The following is a 16,950-nucleotide window of genomic DNA, read 5'->3' as shown; positions in this document are numbered from 1 at the left end:
GCGCTAAAGATAGCTGTTCGTCACCGGTTTGCACCAACCACCGGCTCTCTGAAGACTTCCAGGATCTTTGTTCCATCATCGGTTTTGAATGATTAATTTTTTCATAATGTAACACGGTATGCAAGTTGTGTCAATAGGCTTTGCAAGCAGCGTTTCTTGAAGTGAACTTCATTTTTCGTTATGATTCAATAACTGGTTCTATTCAAAAAAGAACGGAAGCTGTGGAAGTGTCTCCCTGTTATAATACTGTTCCCGCCATTTTACAAAATCCTGTTCCTGCACAGCACCTGTAGAAATCAACAAGGTTACTGAGGACTGGATATCCGAAAGATTTAATGAGCTTGCAGTGCCTGAGTAAATCATATCGTCTATTTTAGCAGTGATGTCCTGAGGATCATAACCTGCAAAAATTCCGCGATTCAGCATCATGTCAGCGATAGAAGCATTCTTCAAAAGAAGCGGCATTTTTTTCCACTGGATGAAAGACATCGTTTTTAGTTCGCCAGGTGCAGAAGGTATTTTCTGGTTTGTCTTAGAGCCCCATTTTAGCATAGAATCATAGAAGTTCTTTTGTGCTAACAGACCGTACTTCACGGCGCCGGTTGTAAATTCATCATTTTTCAATAACTTGGCTGTCTCTGCACCAGAGGCACTAGTAGAGACTTTGCCGGAGGCCTTAGAAAATAAAGTTAAGCTTTTGAGTACATTGACCTGTGACTGATGTAATAGAGGAGAGTTAGTGAAAATTGAATCTTGATTAACTCTTTCATATTGCTGGTCTGCTAGAATACTTAGATTCTTCATTACTGCCGCATTCATACGAGCATCTGTGCTGCGCGCTAACTTATCTACTTGAATGTTCCAATTCCGCTTGAATTCCCGATAGGGCAAAAATACGTTATGATAGAAAGTAACAAGATCCTGCTGTTGATACGAGCCCGTGAATTCTACTAATCCATTCATGCTTGATTGATTGTCATATTTGGCTTCAGTTTTGTCTGCGCCAACCTTGACGCCAGTAAAAAATGCGGCGAAGGCGCAAACTAGGAAAAACAAAAAAACTAGCGTGTATAACATTTGATTGCGGGACTTACGTTTGCTCATAATAAATGCTCCTTTTTCTGGGGGGATTATCCTATGTATTATGTATTGATAGCAACACTATGGACGGTTTCTCTCTCGGAGCGGCCCGAAAAAAATAAAGAACAGGCAGGTCACGATGAAAAAATTCAAATTTGGCGAGATTAAGGTTAAAAAGGTAGAACCAGGCCAGTTGACAGACCGTCTTCTGCTGCTCAATCTCTATATCACTCAGGGGCTCACATTAATTATCGGTTTGATATGGATATTATTTCAGAAAAGAAATCCTTTTCAGCTATTAATTATTCCAGAAAAAGTACATTTTGTGGCATGGGGCCTTGGTCTTGCTGCTGCAATGCTAATTGTTGACTATTTATTGACACATATTGTCCCTGAGGAGAGCATGGATGATGGTGGAATAAACGACCTTTTATTTCGAAATCGCCCTGTGTGGCATATTATCGTCATAGCAGCAATTGTATCGGTATGTGAGGAGCTCTTATTCCGCGGAGCCATCCAATATTCCATTGGTCCTTATTGGACGAGTATAGTATTTGCTCTTATTCATGTCCGTTATTTACGTCACTTTGTACCTACCGGCTGGGTATTCTTAAGCAGTTATGGTCTTGGATATATTTACATTCAATCGGGCAGCCTCTGGGCCCCTATACTATGTCACTTCTTCATCGACCTGATCTCAGGTCTGGTGATCCGCTATAGGAGGGAATCATGAGTGAGGAATTAAGCCGGGTAAAGTCTCGACAAAAACAACACAAAAGTGAAAGCAAACATCCTGGCAAAAGTAAAAAAGAGAAGCGGACTTTGGAAGCTGTAAAAAAGGCTACTCCTGAAAAGAAGTCTACTCCTATAAAGAAAAATGCTACCGCTCGGGTTTCTACGGCAACTTTATCAAGAAAAGCTCGCCGCCCAGCAGGTTCTGCAAAGCGCTCTTCCACAGGAAGTAAAGAGAAGGACGAAGAATCTGTTCCTTCTCGTTCAGATACTTATTCTTCAGAAAAAGTTCGTCTAAGCAAGATGTTTGTGAATTCTTTGATTTTTATCTTTGTTATTTTGCTAATCGGGCTGCTTTGGTGGGGAATTGAAGGAGCGCCTCCGCTGAGTACATTATGGTGAGCATATGGGCATGGGGAATGGCTCTGGTCATTCTTTTGATAGCAGTGGCCGTTGTCATAATCATGGTGATTAATGCTTTTAGAAACAGAATTATTACCGAGGAAATAATGCTAGATTCGCTACCTGAAGAGTTCGATGGATTTCGTATTTTGTTTATAACAGATATCCATCGCCGCCGCCTTCCTTCCGCGCTTCTGACACCATTAAAGGGTGGGGTAGATGTTGTCTTTCTGGGAGGAGATCTAACGGAAAAAGATAGCCCTTTAAATCGTCTTGTCGATAATATGACTCTAGTTACTTCTATTGCATCTACCTATGTAGTGCATGGAAATCATGATTATCGGGCTAATATTTCAAGGGTAGATGAGATTATTCAGGACAGTGGTGCAAATCTGTTAATGGATGAAAATGTGGCTTTTGAACGTGAGGGAGCTAAACTTTGGTTAACCGGAATTGATTTTCCGAAAAATGGGGGCAAAACTCCATACGGTCCTTTTCCGCCATTAACCACAAACACTTCTGCTGAAGATACCTGTCGTATTATTCTTGTACATGATCCGCTTTGGTTATCCAAGCGCCAGAGTGTGCCAGCGGACCTGATTCTCGCAGGTCATACGCATGGGGGGCAGGTGATCCTTCCATTTGTGGGTCAAAGACATGTAGAGCATTTCTATCATAAATATGACGCTGGAAAGTTTAGTTGGCCAAGAGGGGACGGTTCCGCAAAAAATGCCCTGCTGCTGATCAGCAGAGGGTTTGGAACAGCACATCTGCCCCTTCGCTGGGGCAGTCCTGCTGAAATGCATGTGCTGACACTGCGTAAATCAACCCAATAGGGCTTACTCTTTCCAGTAAGAAAAACTGGTAGCGTAAAAAGGGGGTTCCAAAGCCATGCAAAAGGCTTTTGGAACCCCCTTCTATTTTTGTTTGATTCGAAAACAATTGCACTGACGAAGCAACTATCGGACATGTATAGATGAGAAGATCAACGCATTTTTAGCTCAATGCTGCGCGGATCAACAAAGCTGTAGCCTTTACCCTCAAGTGTAGTGAGCAAGGTATCCAGTCCCTCAACGGTCCATGGTAGCTCATGCATCAGGATATTACTGCCGGAATGCAGCTGATCGGTAACATTACTGATCAATTTTTCTGTCTTACCCGTTTCCTTTTCTTTCATTTCCCAGTCAAGTGAGCCTACAGACCAGGTCATGTATAACATTCCATTCTCAGCCGCGACCTTCTTGCCAACATCCCCGCCGGCACCATGTGGCGGACGGAAAAAGTGAGGAGCTTCTCCCAATGTTTCTTTGACAATATTTTGAACATCTTCGATTTGCTTTTTAACCTCAGTATAGGACTTGTCTTTCAATACAATATGATCCCAGCTGTGGTTGCCGATAATTCCACCGCGGTTATGTATTAACTCCAGAAGCTCAGGATGCTCCTTAACACGATAACCATTTACGAAAAAGATGGCTTTAGCTTGATGTTTGTCCAGAACATCCATCAAAGGGTTAATCATTGCAGCATCTTTAGGACCGTCGTCAAAAGTGAGCAGAACCACTTTTTTATTTGTAGCTTCCTCATTAGGAACGATGTCGTAATTTTTGTTCATATGGTACAGCAGTGGAATTTCAGCGGATGCTTCACCCTTACTGGCTGTACTATTTCCTGTAGTACCTCCATCTGCTGTTGCTTCAGGGGTAGGACTGGCTGTTGCTTCAGGTGCTGGCGCCGTAGTTTCTGCGCTTTGTGTAGCTGCCGCCGTGGGCGGATTGTTTGTGGTGTTTGTTTCCTTGGCTGTATTTCCATTTGCACCGCTGTTGCCACAGGCTGTAAGCAGCAAGGTAGCCAATAGGAGCACTGATGTCATTTTACCCACTTTTTTCAACTCGCTTTCTTGTTATTAGGTTGTATGAGCCGGAATCTTTCCGCGAACACTAAACATGATTTTACCATACAAGGAGGCTGGAAATATGAATACTTCGTCATTTTTATGCGGGGTGCTGATGGGCGCCGCAGCCAGTATGATTATGTCCAAAAAGCGGAATTCTTTAATGTCTTCGCTAGGGCAATCGGGTGGTTCCATGAGTGGGGCTGCAGATAAAGCAAAAGAAAAAATAATCGGTATGGCCACGACTGGTTTTGGTAACACTGCTGTTTCAAGCAGTAATGCTCAAAGTAACGGTTCAAGCAGCGCAACCTCTGAGCATAAGACTGAATCACCAGTGAAGTCGAAGGAATCCAATCTTAAATTGTTAAAGGAATTCATTCGCAGCAATCCTGAAGTAAAGAGCGAAGTAGAGCAGATTCTTAAAGAAACGCATACAACCATACCGGGATTGTAACCGTAAAGGACTCCATCAGAATCATTTTGGGGATGAAATATTCCGCAGAATGATTCTTTTTTATTATTCAGGGCCTTGAAAATGGTTTATTCAATAGAGAGGATTTTATATATTTATTTACGTGCATTTATCTCGGCAAAATGATAACATACTTACATAGTAACCATTTTTGGCTCATTACTCGGGACTCATCATACATTATAATAAATGAGCTTGCAAAAGGAGGATCCTGTCATGAGAATAGAGCGATTAAGTCAAGATAAGATACGGATTTTCCTCACTTTTGACGACCTGAGCGAGCGGGGCATCCAGAAGGAAGACATGTGGCAGGAAGTTCCTAAGGTTCATGACCTGTTTACGGAGATGATGGATCAAGCATATAGTGAACTAGGTTTTGATGCCACGGGTCCGCTTGCCGTAGAAGTTTTCGCATTGCCCGCGCAAGGCATGGTCGTTATAGTGACCCGAGGAAAATATGATCACCATCAGTACGGTGCGTCCGGGGAAGAAGAATTGCCAGAAGAGATTTATGAAATGGAAGTTACTCTTGAACAAAGCGACTCCATTGTATATGCATTCCGCGATTTCGAGGTTCTGGTTGAAGCGGCTCATGTGCTCATCGGTAATATTACTTCCCAGGGGAAACTGTATTCTTATAACAATAAATGGTATCTGTATTTCGATCCAAAGGAATTTGAAGAAACGGCGTTGTCAGGTCTTGTTGGCGTACTTGCTGAGTTTGGAGATTCCTCACCGGTCACAGAAGCTGTTCTCGATGAATACGGGAAAACAGTGATGCCGGAGAATGCGGTCCAGTTATTGTGCACTCATTTTAAGCGTCAGGAGTAATTAGGCAAGACTAGGGGCTGATGACCATTGTTTAGGCCGATCAGCCCTAGTCTTGTTGTTGGTGATATGTCGGTCATTCTTGTATCAAAGTTATCATCTACCTTGCTGTGTAACGGCAGTAATAGGGTTTAGGGGTGTAGGGAGGTTATTCGGTGCTCGTGTTATCGGTCATTACGTCGGCAGTAGCGCCGGGACTTGCTCTGTTGACCTTTTTTTATCTGAAAGACAAGTATGATCAAGAACCGCTTCATGTAGTCATTAAAGTATTCTTGCTCGGCCTTCTGATTGTGTTTCCAGTAATGATCATTCAGAGAGGGCTGATGCTGGGACTAAATGGTGGTCCCTACGTGGAGTCGTTTCTCATATCCGCTGGCGTGGAAGAATGTCTAAAGTGGTTTGTGCTGTACCATATGATTTACAATCATACCGAATTTGACGAGCCATATGATGGGATACTATACGCTGTGGCGATTTCGCTCGGCTTCGCAACAATAGAAAATGTAATGTACGCTTGGTATAGCAACGCTTCTATCGGATCAATGTTTCTAAGAGCACTTCTTCCGGTTTCTGGACACGCTATGTTTGGTGTGATCATGGGCTACCATATGGGAAGGGCGAAGTTCTCAAAAGGAGTTCATACCCGCAGAATTCTGGTGTTTTCTCTCCTGTTGCCATGGATGTGGCATGGGATATATGACATTATTTTGAGTACGACAGCCAACTATTGGATATGGTTTATTGTGCCTCTGATGGCTATCCTATGGTATGGAGGTATGGGAAAGGTTGCTAGGGCCAACAGCCGTTCTCCTTTCCGCTTTCTGAAACGTGAAGAAGAGGTTAACCTATAATCGAGATGGACACACTTATATTCGAAGGGCAGTTCCTAGTAAGGAATTCCAGAGAGGAGAGAGGTGTCTTTTTTTGCGTATAAAAGTACGTATCGTTTGCAAACAGTGCGGTGAGACCTACATATTAAGAGGGATTAAAGAGCATGGTGTCATTCAAACCGGCTTTAAACAATGCCTTTGCAGTAATAGCAGTGGCTTTGAGATTGAAGAGAGAGCTTGAGCGGACGTTATAGTCACATTGTGTAGCAACTTCAGTGCATAAGACTCCTAGTTTATTGTCAAACTAACGCCAATAAGCTATCGAAAGGAGTCTTGTAGCCCTATGTACAAAAGATTAAGTGCTGTAATGTTCCCGCTGACCGCGCTGCTGCTGATTGGTGCGCTTGTGTGGGGTTATCAGGAGAATCAGGAGAAGAATTCAATACTAATTAAGGCGGAGAACCAATATCAACGCGCCTTTCATGATTTGTCCTATCATGTGGACCGTCTTCATGGTGAGCTTGGAAATACGCTTGCGGTTAACTCTGCTTCTAATGGGATGCACCGTAAAGGACTTGTGAATGTGTGGCGGATGACTAGTGAGGCCCAAAATGAGATTAACCAGCTGCCGCTGACCTTGCTGCCATTTAGCAAAACAGAGGAGTTTCTGTCCAAAATCTCCAACTTTTCTTATAAAGCCGGGATTCGTGACTTCACTAAAAAACCTCTGACAGATGGAGAACTGAGCAATCTAAAAGCATTGTACAAGAACTCAGGAGAAATCTCTAAGGATTTGCAAGAGGTACAAAATAAAGTCATTGGCAATCGGCTGCGCTGGATGGATGTTGAAACGGCGTTGGCGACAGAAAATAAAGCGGAGGACAACACGATTATTGACGGCTTCAAAACGGTGGATAAACGTGTAGGGGCATACCCTGAGCTAGACTGGGGACCTTCAGTAGCAAGCATCTACGATAAACGTTCCGTCAAAATGCTCGGAGGTACCCCCGTGACTGCCGAAGACATCAAACGTAAGGCGTTGAAGTTCGCGGATGCGGGCTCCAATGCTAAAGTGGATGTTAAAGAAAATGGGAAGAACACTGAATGGCCATCCTATACAGCAACTGTTAGCGCTTCGAATAAGAAGCACACCATTAGTATGGATTTCACCAAAAATGGCGGGTTGCTGATCTCTTATTATGACAACCGTGAGGTTGGCCCTGCCAAAGTTTCTATTAAAGGAGCCGTTACCAAAGCAGAGCAGTTTCTTGAGAAAAAAGGATATCCCCATATGACTGCAGTCAGCGCTGATCGTTACGATAATATCGGGAATTTGACCTTTGTAACCAAACAGAATGATGTATTGATTTATCCTGAAAAGATGACCATTCGTATGGGGCTGGATACAGGTGATACCATCGGTTTTGAGGCCAGCGAATACGTCAATGAGCACAAGGACAACCGGAAGCTTCCAAAACCAAAGCTTACCCTTGCAGAGGCGAGAAAATTTCTGAATTCTGATTTCAAGGAACAATACAATCGCTTGTCCTGGATTAAAAATGATGATTCCGTCGAGGTCTTGACTTACGAGTTCGGTGGAGGGGTCAATGGCTCAAAGTATCGTATTTACATTAACGCCGAGGATGGCATTGAAGAGTCTGTGGAAGAAATCAGACCTTCTTCGGGGTCTGAGGCAAAATAAAGGGAGGGCGCATCCAGCAGTTGGGTGCGTCCCTTTTTTTTGCAATATCTATAAAATATATCTGACTGGCTGATATTCCCATGCTATAATCAGGGGTAGTGATAATTACTAAACTGATGTGGCGGTGACATCTTTGTATCCTAAAATTAACGAATATCTATACATACAGGTTGCTTCCAGTGACGCTGCTGAAGCAGAAGTTGAATATAGATCAAGAATTGCAGAGACGGAAGAAGACGCATTCCTGATTGAAATTCCTATGCAGGAGAGCAATGGTCGTCTAAAAAGGCTCTTTATGGGGGACGAGCTTTCGGTTTATTTTTTAACTGAGGGTGGCATCAAAAATTACTTTAATACTTATGTACTGGGCTTTAAAGAAGATGTAATTCGTATGGTCCGGATTCAAAAGCCGGAGACAGATTCGATTTTTAAGATCCAGAGAAGAAGCTTTTTCCGAGTGAATGCAGATCTAGAGCTTGCTGTGAAGGATAGCCTTGGCAAACGGTTCCTGGTTCGTACAGATGATATTGGTGGTGGAGGAATCTCCTTTTTGGTGGATAACCAGGTTAAGCTGGAGGTTGGTAATAAATTGTCCTGCTGGGTATTGGTGCCTTATCGAAACGGAAGCACGGAGCATGTCAATTTTGAAGGTGAAGTAGTGCGCATTAAAAAGCTAGAGAATGGACGGCTTTTAGCGATGTTGAAATTTGTCGCTATTTCAGATTTGGAACGCCAGAAAATTATCCGTTATTGCTTCGAACGTCAGTTTGATTTCCGCAACAGATAAGCATTTTTTACAGCTCTATTAAGCTGTCTGATTTTGCACTGAAGTATAAACTGTGGTATAATTTTATAAGTCGCAGGCAATGCCTGCTTTTTTCTTGATAATATCATCAAGCATAACAATTTATGTGTGCTCCTTGATATTGCAGGAATAGTTTTCGTAACGCTAGATGCTTTTTTTATGAAAGAGTGTTTGAGGAGGAATGCCCCGTTGGATAGGCAGGGTACACATACTTATGACAGAATAAACGTCGCCATCGACGGACCTGCCGGGGCAGGCAAGAGCACTGTAGCCCGATTGGTAGCCCAGAAGTTGTCTTATATCTATGTCGATACTGGTGCAATGTACCGGGCAATCACCTGGTATATGATCCAAGAAGGCATTGAACCGGAAGATCAGCATCGAGTGAACGAGAAGGTTCGCGACATGGTGATTGAACTTATTCCGGAACGAGACATTCAGAAGGTGCTGATTAATGGGGAAGACGTGACCCCACATATTCGGAGCCTTCAGGTTAGCGGCCTTGTGTCGCAGTATGCGAAGATCGAGGATGTAAGATCCAGACTGAGTCAATTGCAGCGTCAGATGGCGCTTCGCAAAGGCGTGGTAATGGATGGCCGCGATATCGGTACAACCGTGCTGCCGGATGCCGAGGTAAAGATTTTTATGACGGCAAGTGTGGAAGAACGAGCTCTCCGTCGTTATAAGGAACTGAGAGACGCGGAATCGGTGACGCTTCAGCAGCTTGAACACGATATTGCAAAGCGGGACCGTCTGGATGAAGGACGGGAGATTTCACCGCTGCGCCGTGCAGAGGATGCTATTCTTCTGGATACGACCTTAATGAATATCGATCAAGTTGTGGAGGCCATTGTATCCCACTGTAGATCTCATGTTGACGGGGAGAGAAATCATTTATGATTTATGCAATTTGTGTTGGATTGCTTCGCTTGATTTACGCAATCCTTTTCCCACTTAAGATTGTGGGGAAAGAAAATGTGCCAAAGGAGGGCGGGGTACTGCTCTGCGCTAACCACATTAGTCTGCTTGATCCAATGACTATTGGAATTAAGCTGGACCGTCAGGTAAAGTATATGGCTAAGGCTGAACTGTTTGAGGTTCCGGTGCTTGGCTGGCTCATTAATAAATTGGGTGCTTTTCCGGTGAAACGTGGCGGCGTAAGCAAAGAATCCATAAAAACGGCCCTTAACACACTTCGTAATGGTAATGTCATGGGTATCTTCCCGGAGGGTACGCGTAACTCTGATGCCGGAGTGGCCAAGAAGGGTGCTGCTAGCTTTGCACTTCGAAGTGGCGCAGCAGTTATTCCAGCGGCTATTATCGGCCAGTATAAACCCTTTCGACGCATGGTCGTTGTCTATGGTGCTCCTGTAGACCTTAGTCAATTTGCCGGTGCGGGGAGCGAATCTCTCGAGGCTGTTACCGATGTCATTATGGATCGCATCCGTGAGATGAAAGAGACAGGTAAACCAAGTGCTAGTTAAGGGATGAGCAGAACAACAAATTTTGCTCAATGTTTTGATTAAATAACGGCATAGCCGCTATTTTTTGGAACATACTATCATCAAGTGTAAGTGAAATATTATGCATTGCTTGTTTTGAACTCTGCTATACGCAGGTTTAAATAAATGGGGTTTTGAATCGAGGAGGCTAATCACATGTCTGAAGAAATTAAAAATCAGGAAGCTGCGGAAAAGAATGAATCCGTAGAAGCGGTGGATTCCGCTGTGACAGAAAATAACGGAGCTGTAGAAGAAGTTGCTGCCGTTAACGAAGAAGAAGTGACTAACCAAGCTGACTTGGAAATCATTTCTCTGAAAAAAGGCGATACCGTGAAAGGAACAATCGTCAAAATCGAAGATAACCAAGCTTATGTAAGCATTGGATATAAATACGACGGTGTGATTCCAATTCGCGAATTGTCCGCAGTACAACTGGACAACGCTGCTGCAGCAGTAGAAGTTGGACAGGAAGTAGAATGTAAAGTTGTCAGCATCAACGACAACAAGGAAAGCCTTGTTCTTTCCAAACGTGCTGTTGATAGTGAAAAATCATGGGAAGATCTTGAGAAATACTTCGCTTCCCAAGAAGCTTTCGAAGTTACTGTGGCTGACGTTGTTAAAGGCGGCCTCGTAGCTGATGTTGGAGCTCGCGGATTTATCCCAGCTTCCATGGTAGAGCGTCACTTCGTTGAAGATTTCAGCGATTACAAAGGCCGTACCTTGCGCGTTAAAGTGAAAGAACTTGACCGTGAGAACAGCAAAGTAATCTTGTCTGCTAAAGAAGTTCTTGAAGAAGAATTCGAAGCTAACAAGCTGAAAATTATGGCTGAACTATCTGAAGGCCAAATCATCGAAGGTACAGTACAACGTCTGACTCAATTCGGCGCATTTGTTGATGTGGGCGGAGTTGACGGTCTTGTACACGTATCTGAAATCGCTTGGAGTCACGTAGAGAAACCTTCTGATGTAGTATCTGAAGGTGATAAAGTACGTGTTAAAGTATTGAAGGTTGATCCTGAAAAAGGAAAAATCAGCCTGAGCATCAAAGCTGCTGCTCCAGGTCCTTGGGACTCTGCTGCTGGCGAAATCAACATCGGTGATGTTGTAACAGGCGTTGTAAAACGTCTTGTGAACTTCGGAGCATTCGTAGAATTGCTTCCGGGTGTGGAAGGTCTTGTGCATATCTCACAAATCTCCCACAAACACATCGCTACTCCACACGAAGTATTGAAAGAAGGACAAGAAGTTCAAGTGAAAGTTCTGGACTTCAATCCATCCGAGAAACGTGTTAGCCTGAGCATCAAAGAAACTGAAGAAGCTCCAGCTCCATCTGCTAGACCTGAACGCAGCAATAGCAGAGACAGAGCTCCTAAAGAAGTTCTGAACAACCCTAACGTTTCCCTTAGCAACGAAGGCCTTAGCTTTACGCTTGCTGAACGTTTTGGTGACAAGCTGGACAAATTTAAGGGGAATAACTAATCCCTAAACGAGCTTTTGAATATACGGGTAAAGTAATCGGCGAGCCCTCGATACGGGGGTTCGCCGATTGTCTTTTTTTCGGAACTGGTCGGATTGATGAGAGTTAACATGATTGTTAGCCAATTTAAATGTTTTTTGCTATGATGAGTAACGTAAGGATGACAGGAGGAATGAATATGGCAAGACCCGTTGTGGCAATTGTTGGGAGGCCTAACGTCGGAAAATCGACGATATTTAATCGGCTGATTGGCGATAGATTAGCCATTGTAGAAGATAAGCCGGGGATTACACGTGACCGGATTTATGGTATTTCAGATTGGAACGGTAAGTCATTCAGTGTGATTGATACCGGAGGTATTGAAATTGATGGAGAAGATACAATTCTGAAATCAATCCGTGTTCAAGCGGAGCTGGCGATTGAAGAAGCGGATGTTATTGTATTTATGTGTGAGGCGAAGAGTGGTGTGACGAATTCAGATGAAGAGGTAGCTCAGATTCTGTTCCGTTCAGGTAAACCAGTCGTTCTTGCCATCAACAAAGTGGATAATATGAAGCGTGCGGATGATATTTATGAGTTCTATAGCCTTGGTTTTGGCGATCCAATCGGAATCTCTGGTAGTCACGGAACCGGACTCGGAGATTTGCTTGATGCTGTAGTTGAGCGCCTACCTGAGAAAATAGATGATGAATACGATGAGGATGTCATTCGTGTAGCTTTGATTGGCCGTCCGAATGTAGGTAAATCCTCTCTGGTTAACGCGATTTTGGGCGAAGAACGTGTTATCGTCAGCGATATTGCAGGGACAACAAGAGATGCTATCGATACTCCTTTTGAACGTGATGGGCAACGTTATGTGCTTATCGATACGGCAGGTATGCGTAAAAAAGGCAAGGTATACGAGAACATTGAAAAATACAGTGTTATGCGTGCTATGCGTGCGATTGAACGGGCTGATGTGGTCCTCGTTGTAATTAACGGCGAAGAGGGCATCATCGATCAGGACAAGCATATTGCTGGTTATGCACATGAAGCTGGTAAAGCATCTATTTTTGTTGTCAACAAATGGGATGCCATTGTGAAAGACGATAAGACTATGCAGAACTTCGAGACGAAGATTCGTGACCATTTCTTGTTTATGAGTTACGCACCGGTTGTCTTTTTGTCGGCTTTAACCAAACAGCGTTTGCAAAAACTGCTGCCTGTTGTACAGCATGTATCTCAACAGCACGCACTGCGCATTACTACACATTTGGTGAACGACGTTGTATCTGATGCAATCGCGATTAACCCTCCACCAACTGACAAAGGCCGTCGCTTGCGTATTAACTATGTAACGCAGGTTGCGGTTAAGCCGCCTACGATTGTGGTGTTCGTGAATGATCCGTCGCTGATGCATTTCTCCTATGAACGTTATCTGGAGAATAAAATTCGCGCAGCATTTAATTTCGAAGGAACACCAATCCGTCTCTTTACACGGCGCAAATCCGAAAACGAAGGTTAGGGGAGAAGAAGTGTGGCGCTTGAACTTCTGGTTATCGTTGTAAGCTATTTGCTTGGTTCTGTCAGCTTTAGTGTACTGCTTGCAAAGTTGCTAAAGGGAATTGATATCCGTCAATACGGAAGCGGAAATGCGGGAGCTACCAATACACTGCGTGTATTGGGTAAAGGTCCTGCAATACTAGTGCTGTTGCTGGATGTGCTGAAAGGGGTGGCCGCTGTATGGTTAGGAACCTGGGTCGGCGGTTGGGGAACCTGGGTTCCGGCTCTTTGCGGAATCGCTGCCATCATCGGACATAATTGGCCGCTCTATTTTCGTTTTCGTGGGGGGAAAGGCATTGCTACTACGATCGGTGTTATGGCTACGCTTTGTTTATGGCCAGCGCTGCTCGCCGGTATCATCGCCATCCTGTCTATCTTTATCACACGTTACGTGTCCCTTGGCTCATTAATTTTTGTAGCACTGACACCAGTGGCTTTATTGTTGACAGGATTTACACAACCTGTGCTCTGGACCAGTATTATTATTGCGGTCTTCGCCTTCTGGCGGCACCGGACGAATATTGTAAAGATCGTAGAAGGCCGTGAGAACAAGATAGGCTCAAAAGTTAAAGGAGGGAATCGTGTTGTCTGATAAAGTTACCGTACTTGTAGCGGGGAGCTGGGGAACTGCGCTGGCTAGCGTGCTGGCTGCAAACCACTCGGAAGTTTATCTGTGGACACGCAACTCTGATCAAGCTGCCGAGATCAATGGCTCTCATACGAATAATAAGTATCTGCCTGACATCGCACTGCCAGCTAACATTATTGCAACTACGGATATGGAAACGGCAGTGTCCGGTTCTAAGGCGGTTGTAATTGTAGCTCCGTCTTCAGGAATGCGGCAGGTTGCTCGCAGTCTGAAGCCATTCTGGAAGGATGACATGTTATGTGTTCATGCTACGAAGGGCTTTGAGTCAGAAAGCAATAAGCGGATGTCCATCGTAATTGCAGAGGAACTAGGTTGTGACGAAGGGCAGATCGTCGTCCTCTCCGGTCCAAGTCATGCAGAGGAAGTTGTACGCCGGTGTCCTACAACCGTTGTAGTTGCTTCACCTGATGACAAACGTAGCGCCGAAGCGCAGGAATTGTTCATCAACAACGATTTCCGTGTATATACGAATCGTGATCAGGTAGGGGTAGAGCTTGCCGGAGCTCTTAAGAATATTATTGCCCTTGGTGCAGGTCTATCCGATGGCCTTGGATATGGGGACAATGCTAAAGCAGCGCTTTTGACCCGTGGACTCGCCGAGATATCTCGGGTGGGAGTTGAGCTTGGAGCCAATCCTTTGACCTTTGCCGGCCTTGCCGGAATTGGCGACCTTGTTGTGACGGCTACTAGTCAGCACAGCCGTAACTGGCGCGCTGGGTCCATGCTTGGTCAAGGCAAGCCGCTGGCCGAGGTGCTGGAATCCATGGGGATGGTAGTCGAAGGTATACGTACTACCGAAGCAGCTTATGCAATTTCGCTCAAGCTGGGTGTGCAGATGCCGATTACGGATCAGATTTATCATGTGCTCTTTCAAGGAAGAAGCCCACGCAGTGCGGTTGAAGCCTTGATGGGTCGTGATCGTAAGCCTGAGCTTGAGTCGATCTCCCAGGAAACTTGGGAGCAGTGGCATTCCTGATCCTGTTCACCTTTTTCCGCAAATTCTCATATGTTGTAATGGGGATTGACGGAGGAGGGATGAAAAGTGAGCAGAGATTTTTCCAAGGATGCATTGAACGCCATTAACAAAAAGGCGGGCAAGAACATTACGGAAAGTGCCGTCAAAAAGCTAGCCAGTACGGTAAAGCCAGGAACTACGCAGAATGAAGCCCAGCTCCGCCAGTTAATTAAGCAGGTGTCATCAATGGCGAAAGTGCCGGTCAGTGAAGCTACTGTGCAGGAGATTATCAATGCCGTTAAAAAAGGCGGCGCAGGTTCCAGCACAATGGAGTCTTTAATGAAAATGATGCTTAAAAAATAGCTTTAAGTTGGGTGAGCAAAAGAAAACGGATCAATGAACGATTCCGTCGTCTTTTGCTTTTTTTTATATTCCTGATAATTTTCACGAAGTGTAATTTATTTAAAATAATACATAAAAAATGATGTTTTTTTACAGAAAAGGATAAGGTCATGATATAATAGTCCCTAATAAATTACAGGCGAATGGGGGCTTTGACCATGGATCCGATGACGAAAATGTGGTTATCCCTGATTGCGATGCTGATTATGGGATTATCAGTATTTCTTATAACTTTTGCTCGGAGCAAAACCAAGGGATTGCTTAAGGCTGTACTGTCTATACTTGCTTTTGTCATCATGTTAGTGGGCCTATTGGGCGGAGTTGTTTCAATTATGTAAGCAGTTACATAGTGTTGAGGAAGGAAGTAACATCATGAAATCACAAAAAGGAGTTACCGTTGTATTTCAACCAGAAGGTCGTAAAGCTGTTGTGAACCGTGGCATTTCGTTATTAGAGGCCGCTCGTAAAGCAGGAGTGCCAATTACAACTAGATGCGGAGGCAAAGCAGGCTGCCTGATGTGCAAGGTTACAGTCGCGAAGGAAGAGGCTTCTGCAGTAAGGCCTCCCGGAGATATTGAGCGGCGTAAGCTTGGATCGGCCTTAGAAGAAGGAACGCGTCTGGCCTGTCAGGCTGCCGTATGGAGCGACGTAACCGTTCAGGTGCCGGAAGATCCACTGAAGGCTGCGGTGCGCCGTAAGCTTGAAGCAGCGCGGCGTGGGGAAGAAGATGAACTGTGGTAGCGTAAGAATGTCACCGTGGGAGGGACTCGGTTGGAGTTTATAGGATATAAAATGAAACTGAAGGCAGGGGCCAAGCTTTTGCTAGGGATGGTATCGCTCGCGCTTACGCTTTCGGGTTGTCTATACCCAGGTGATGAGAAGCGGGCTAGTGTTAATTATCGGGAAAGTGTTAAACGGATACAAGCAGCCGTTGATGATTATCAACAGGAGGAAGAGGTACTGCCCATTCTTAATGCGGATGAAACTACTCCAAGGTATGAGAAGTTTCGTATTGACCTGGGGAAGTTGAATAATAAGGGATATTTGGATGATATACCGGCTACCGCTTTTGAGCAGGGTGGAAGTGCTTATTTTCTTATTTTGAATGAGGAAATTGATCCTGTGGTGAAGGTGATGGACCTTGTTACGGTTCAAAAGGTGAATGACGTGCAACGACAGGTTAACCGCTATAAATCAGCTCATGGCGGCAACCTCCCTGTGCTTGATGAGCTATACCCCGGATTGTATACCATTGATCATAAGCAGGCGGGTACAAGCTCTATAACCTTAACTAGCGTCTATTCCGGTCAAGTTCTTGACTTTATCATGGATAAGGATGGAACTGTCTACGTAGATTATGTTTTTGATATCATGGCTGCCGTCGATAAGAAGGGTGGAGAGCACGACAAGAATCAGGACTTGCGACTGGATCTGGAGGAAGCTTCATATTACGTTCCCGTAAAGTCTTTGCCGTATCTATGGATTAATAATCAGCCGATCCCACAGCCTCCAAGTTAGAGTTATAGTTTAAAAGCGTCTAAGCTTCGGTTTTATCCGGGGCATTAGGCGTTTTTTGTTTATAACCTTTTAATCTCAGCATCCACTAAAAATAGTTCTATCAACGAATCCTACCTCATAAGATGGATGAGTAAGCTTCCGGGCGTCAGACGCCTTGCGG

At 44.5% G+C, this 16,950-nt stretch carries 20 protein-coding genes and 1 other annotated feature (1 of these 21 cut by a window edge); of the genes, 18 read left to right on the top strand and 2 right to left on the bottom strand.

The annotated features are described in order from the left end of the window. Positions 1-88: a binding site (T-box leader), on the bottom strand (it extends 143 nt beyond the left edge of the window). A 110-nt stretch (positions 89-198) separates the two neighbouring features. Continuing rightward, positions 199-1,104, bottom strand: a complete 906-nt coding sequence (locus NYE58_RS25070; RefSeq protein ID WP_076127483.1) for a hypothetical protein — start codon at positions 1,102-1,104, stop codon at positions 199-201. 115 nt (positions 1,105-1,219) lie between these two features. On the opposite strand from NYE58_RS25070, the gene NYE58_RS25065 reads away from it, so the two are divergent. Genes NYE58_RS25065 through NYE58_RS25055 form a run of 3 tightly spaced genes read left to right on the top strand, consistent with a single transcriptional unit; the run spans position 1,220 to position 3,050 of the window. Further along, positions 1,220-1,813 carry a CPBP family intramembrane glutamic endopeptidase gene (locus NYE58_RS25065; protein WP_036676197.1) on the top strand — a complete coding sequence of 198 codons (594 nt, stop codon included), beginning with the start codon at positions 1,220-1,222 and terminating at the stop codon, positions 1,811-1,813. Next, a complete protein-coding gene (locus NYE58_RS25060) occupies positions 1,810-2,214 on the top strand; it encodes a hypothetical protein (RefSeq protein ID WP_341003290.1) in 405 nt (134 codons plus the stop codon). The genes NYE58_RS25065 and NYE58_RS25060 overlap by 4 nt, the downstream gene beginning before the upstream one ends. Next, entirely contained in the window at positions 2,211-3,050 is an 840-nt protein-coding gene (locus NYE58_RS25055) for a metallophosphoesterase (protein ID WP_341003289.1), read from the top strand. Before NYE58_RS25060 ends, NYE58_RS25055 begins: the two co-directional genes overlap by 4 nt. Before the next feature lie 149 nt (positions 3,051-3,199). Here the strand turns inward: NYE58_RS25055 and NYE58_RS25050 are convergent, their stop codons facing one another. Continuing rightward, positions 3,200-4,105, bottom strand: coding sequence for a polysaccharide deacetylase family protein (locus tag NYE58_RS25050; protein WP_445255312.1), 906 nt, complete (start codon positions 4,103-4,105; stop codon positions 3,200-3,202). 85 nt (positions 4,106-4,190) lie between these two features. Between NYE58_RS25050 and NYE58_RS25045 the strand changes: the two genes are divergently transcribed. The 15 genes from NYE58_RS25045 (at position 4,191) to NYE58_RS24975 (ending at position 16,790) form a co-directional block, all read left to right on the top strand. Beyond that, entirely contained in the window at positions 4,191-4,562 is a 372-nt protein-coding gene (locus NYE58_RS25045) for a hypothetical protein (RefSeq protein WP_076141316.1), read from the top strand. Positions 4,563-4,796: 234 nt separating this feature from the next. After that, positions 4,797-5,411: a genetic competence negative regulator gene (locus tag NYE58_RS25040; protein ID WP_036676203.1), complete on the top strand. Its 615-nt coding sequence runs from the start codon at positions 4,797-4,799 to the stop codon at positions 5,409-5,411. A gap of 152 nt (positions 5,412-5,563) precedes the next feature. Beyond that, positions 5,564-6,259, top strand: coding sequence for a glutamic-type intramembrane protease PrsW (gene prsW, locus NYE58_RS25035; protein WP_341003287.1), 696 nt, complete (start codon positions 5,564-5,566; stop codon positions 6,257-6,259). 322 nt (positions 6,260-6,581) lie between these two features. Beyond that, positions 6,582-7,940: a germination protein YpeB gene (gene ypeB, locus NYE58_RS25030; protein ID WP_339244221.1), complete on the top strand. Its 1,359-nt coding sequence runs from the start codon at positions 6,582-6,584 to the stop codon at positions 7,938-7,940. 133 nt (positions 7,941-8,073) lie between these two features. Next, a complete protein-coding gene (locus NYE58_RS25025; RefSeq protein WP_036676209.1) occupies positions 8,074-8,727 on the top strand; it encodes a flagellar brake protein in 654 nt (217 codons plus the stop codon). Between the two features lie 207 nt (positions 8,728-8,934). Further along, on the top strand, positions 8,935-9,645 hold the full coding sequence (cmk, locus tag NYE58_RS25020; RefSeq protein ID WP_254848699.1) for a (d)CMP kinase: 711 nt from the start codon (positions 8,935-8,937) through the stop codon (positions 9,643-9,645). Further along, complete coding sequence (locus NYE58_RS25015; RefSeq protein WP_036676211.1) at positions 9,642-10,229, top strand: lysophospholipid acyltransferase family protein; 588 nt, start codon at positions 9,642-9,644, stop codon at positions 10,227-10,229. The genes cmk and NYE58_RS25015 overlap by 4 nt, the downstream gene beginning before the upstream one ends. A gap of 174 nt (positions 10,230-10,403) precedes the next feature. Next, a complete protein-coding gene (gene rpsA, locus NYE58_RS25010) occupies positions 10,404-11,726 on the top strand; it encodes a 30S ribosomal protein S1 (RefSeq protein WP_170914203.1) in 1,323 nt (440 codons plus the stop codon). A gap of 176 nt (positions 11,727-11,902) precedes the next feature. Further along, entirely contained in the window at positions 11,903-13,228 is a 1,326-nt protein-coding gene (gene der / locus NYE58_RS25005; RefSeq protein WP_036676212.1) for a ribosome biogenesis GTPase Der, read from the top strand. A 12-nt stretch (positions 13,229-13,240) separates the two neighbouring features. Then, positions 13,241-13,858: a glycerol-3-phosphate 1-O-acyltransferase PlsY gene (gene plsY, locus NYE58_RS25000; protein WP_036676213.1), complete on the top strand. Its 618-nt coding sequence runs from the start codon at positions 13,241-13,243 to the stop codon at positions 13,856-13,858. Continuing rightward, complete coding sequence (locus tag NYE58_RS24995) at positions 13,851-14,891, top strand: NAD(P)H-dependent glycerol-3-phosphate dehydrogenase (protein WP_076218702.1); 1,041 nt, start codon at positions 13,851-13,853, stop codon at positions 14,889-14,891. Before plsY ends, NYE58_RS24995 begins: the two co-directional genes overlap by 8 nt. A gap of 66 nt (positions 14,892-14,957) precedes the next feature. Further along, complete coding sequence (locus NYE58_RS24990; RefSeq protein ID WP_038572437.1) at positions 14,958-15,233, top strand: stage VI sporulation protein F; 276 nt, start codon at positions 14,958-14,960, stop codon at positions 15,231-15,233. 197 nt (positions 15,234-15,430) lie between these two features. Continuing rightward, positions 15,431-15,610 (top strand): DUF2768 family protein, encoded by a 180-nt coding sequence (locus NYE58_RS24985; RefSeq protein WP_036676218.1) that lies wholly within the window; start codon positions 15,431-15,433, stop codon positions 15,608-15,610. A gap of 34 nt (positions 15,611-15,644) precedes the next feature. Beyond that, positions 15,645-16,013: a 2Fe-2S iron-sulfur cluster-binding protein gene (locus tag NYE58_RS24980; protein WP_076218703.1), complete on the top strand. Its 369-nt coding sequence runs from the start codon at positions 15,645-15,647 to the stop codon at positions 16,011-16,013. Positions 16,014-16,043: 30 nt separating this feature from the next. After that, the gene (locus tag NYE58_RS24975) at positions 16,044-16,790 is read left to right on the top strand and encodes a hypothetical protein (protein WP_341003285.1); all 747 of its coding nucleotides are present in this window, start codon (positions 16,044-16,046) and stop codon (positions 16,788-16,790) included. The last annotated feature ends 160 nt before the right edge of the window (positions 16,791-16,950 follow it).

The sequence above is a fragment of the Paenibacillus sp. FSL L8-0708 genome, assembly GCF_038009325.1.
GTDB lineage: Bacteria > Bacillota > Bacilli > Paenibacillales > Paenibacillaceae > Paenibacillus_AQ > Paenibacillus_AQ odorifer.
The sequence above is the reverse complement of the archived record's forward strand: the minus strand, read 5'-3'. Positions and strand labels throughout refer to the sequence as shown.

Coding starts and splice junctions, on each gene's coding strand:
- NYE58_RS25070 (WP_076127483.1), bottom strand. CDS start 1,104: ATGAGCAAACGTAAGTCCCGCAATCAAATGTTATACACGCTAGTTTTT.
- NYE58_RS25065 (WP_036676197.1), top strand. CDS start 1,220: ATGAAAAAATTCAAATTTGGCGAGATTAAGGTTAAAAAGGTAGAACCA.
- NYE58_RS25060 (WP_341003290.1), top strand. CDS start 1,810: ATGAGTGAGGAATTAAGCCGGGTAAAGTCTCGACAAAAACAACACAAA.
- NYE58_RS25045 (WP_076141316.1), top strand. CDS start 4,191: ATGAATACTTCGTCATTTTTATGCGGGGTGCTGATGGGCGCCGCAGCC.
- NYE58_RS25040 (WP_036676203.1), top strand. CDS start 4,797: ATGAGAATAGAGCGATTAAGTCAAGATAAGATACGGATTTTCCTCACT.
- ypeB (WP_339244221.1), top strand. CDS start 6,582: ATGTACAAAAGATTAAGTGCTGTAATGTTCCCGCTGACCGCGCTGCTG.
- NYE58_RS25015 (WP_036676211.1), top strand. CDS start 9,642: ATGATTTATGCAATTTGTGTTGGATTGCTTCGCTTGATTTACGCAATC.
- rpsA (WP_170914203.1), top strand. CDS start 10,404: ATGTCTGAAGAAATTAAAAATCAGGAAGCTGCGGAAAAGAATGAATCC.
- der (WP_036676212.1), top strand. CDS start 11,903: ATGGCAAGACCCGTTGTGGCAATTGTTGGGAGGCCTAACGTCGGAAAA.
- NYE58_RS24985 (WP_036676218.1), top strand. CDS start 15,431: ATGGATCCGATGACGAAAATGTGGTTATCCCTGATTGCGATGCTGATT.
- NYE58_RS24980 (WP_076218703.1), top strand. CDS start 15,645: ATGAAATCACAAAAAGGAGTTACCGTTGTATTTCAACCAGAAGGTCGT.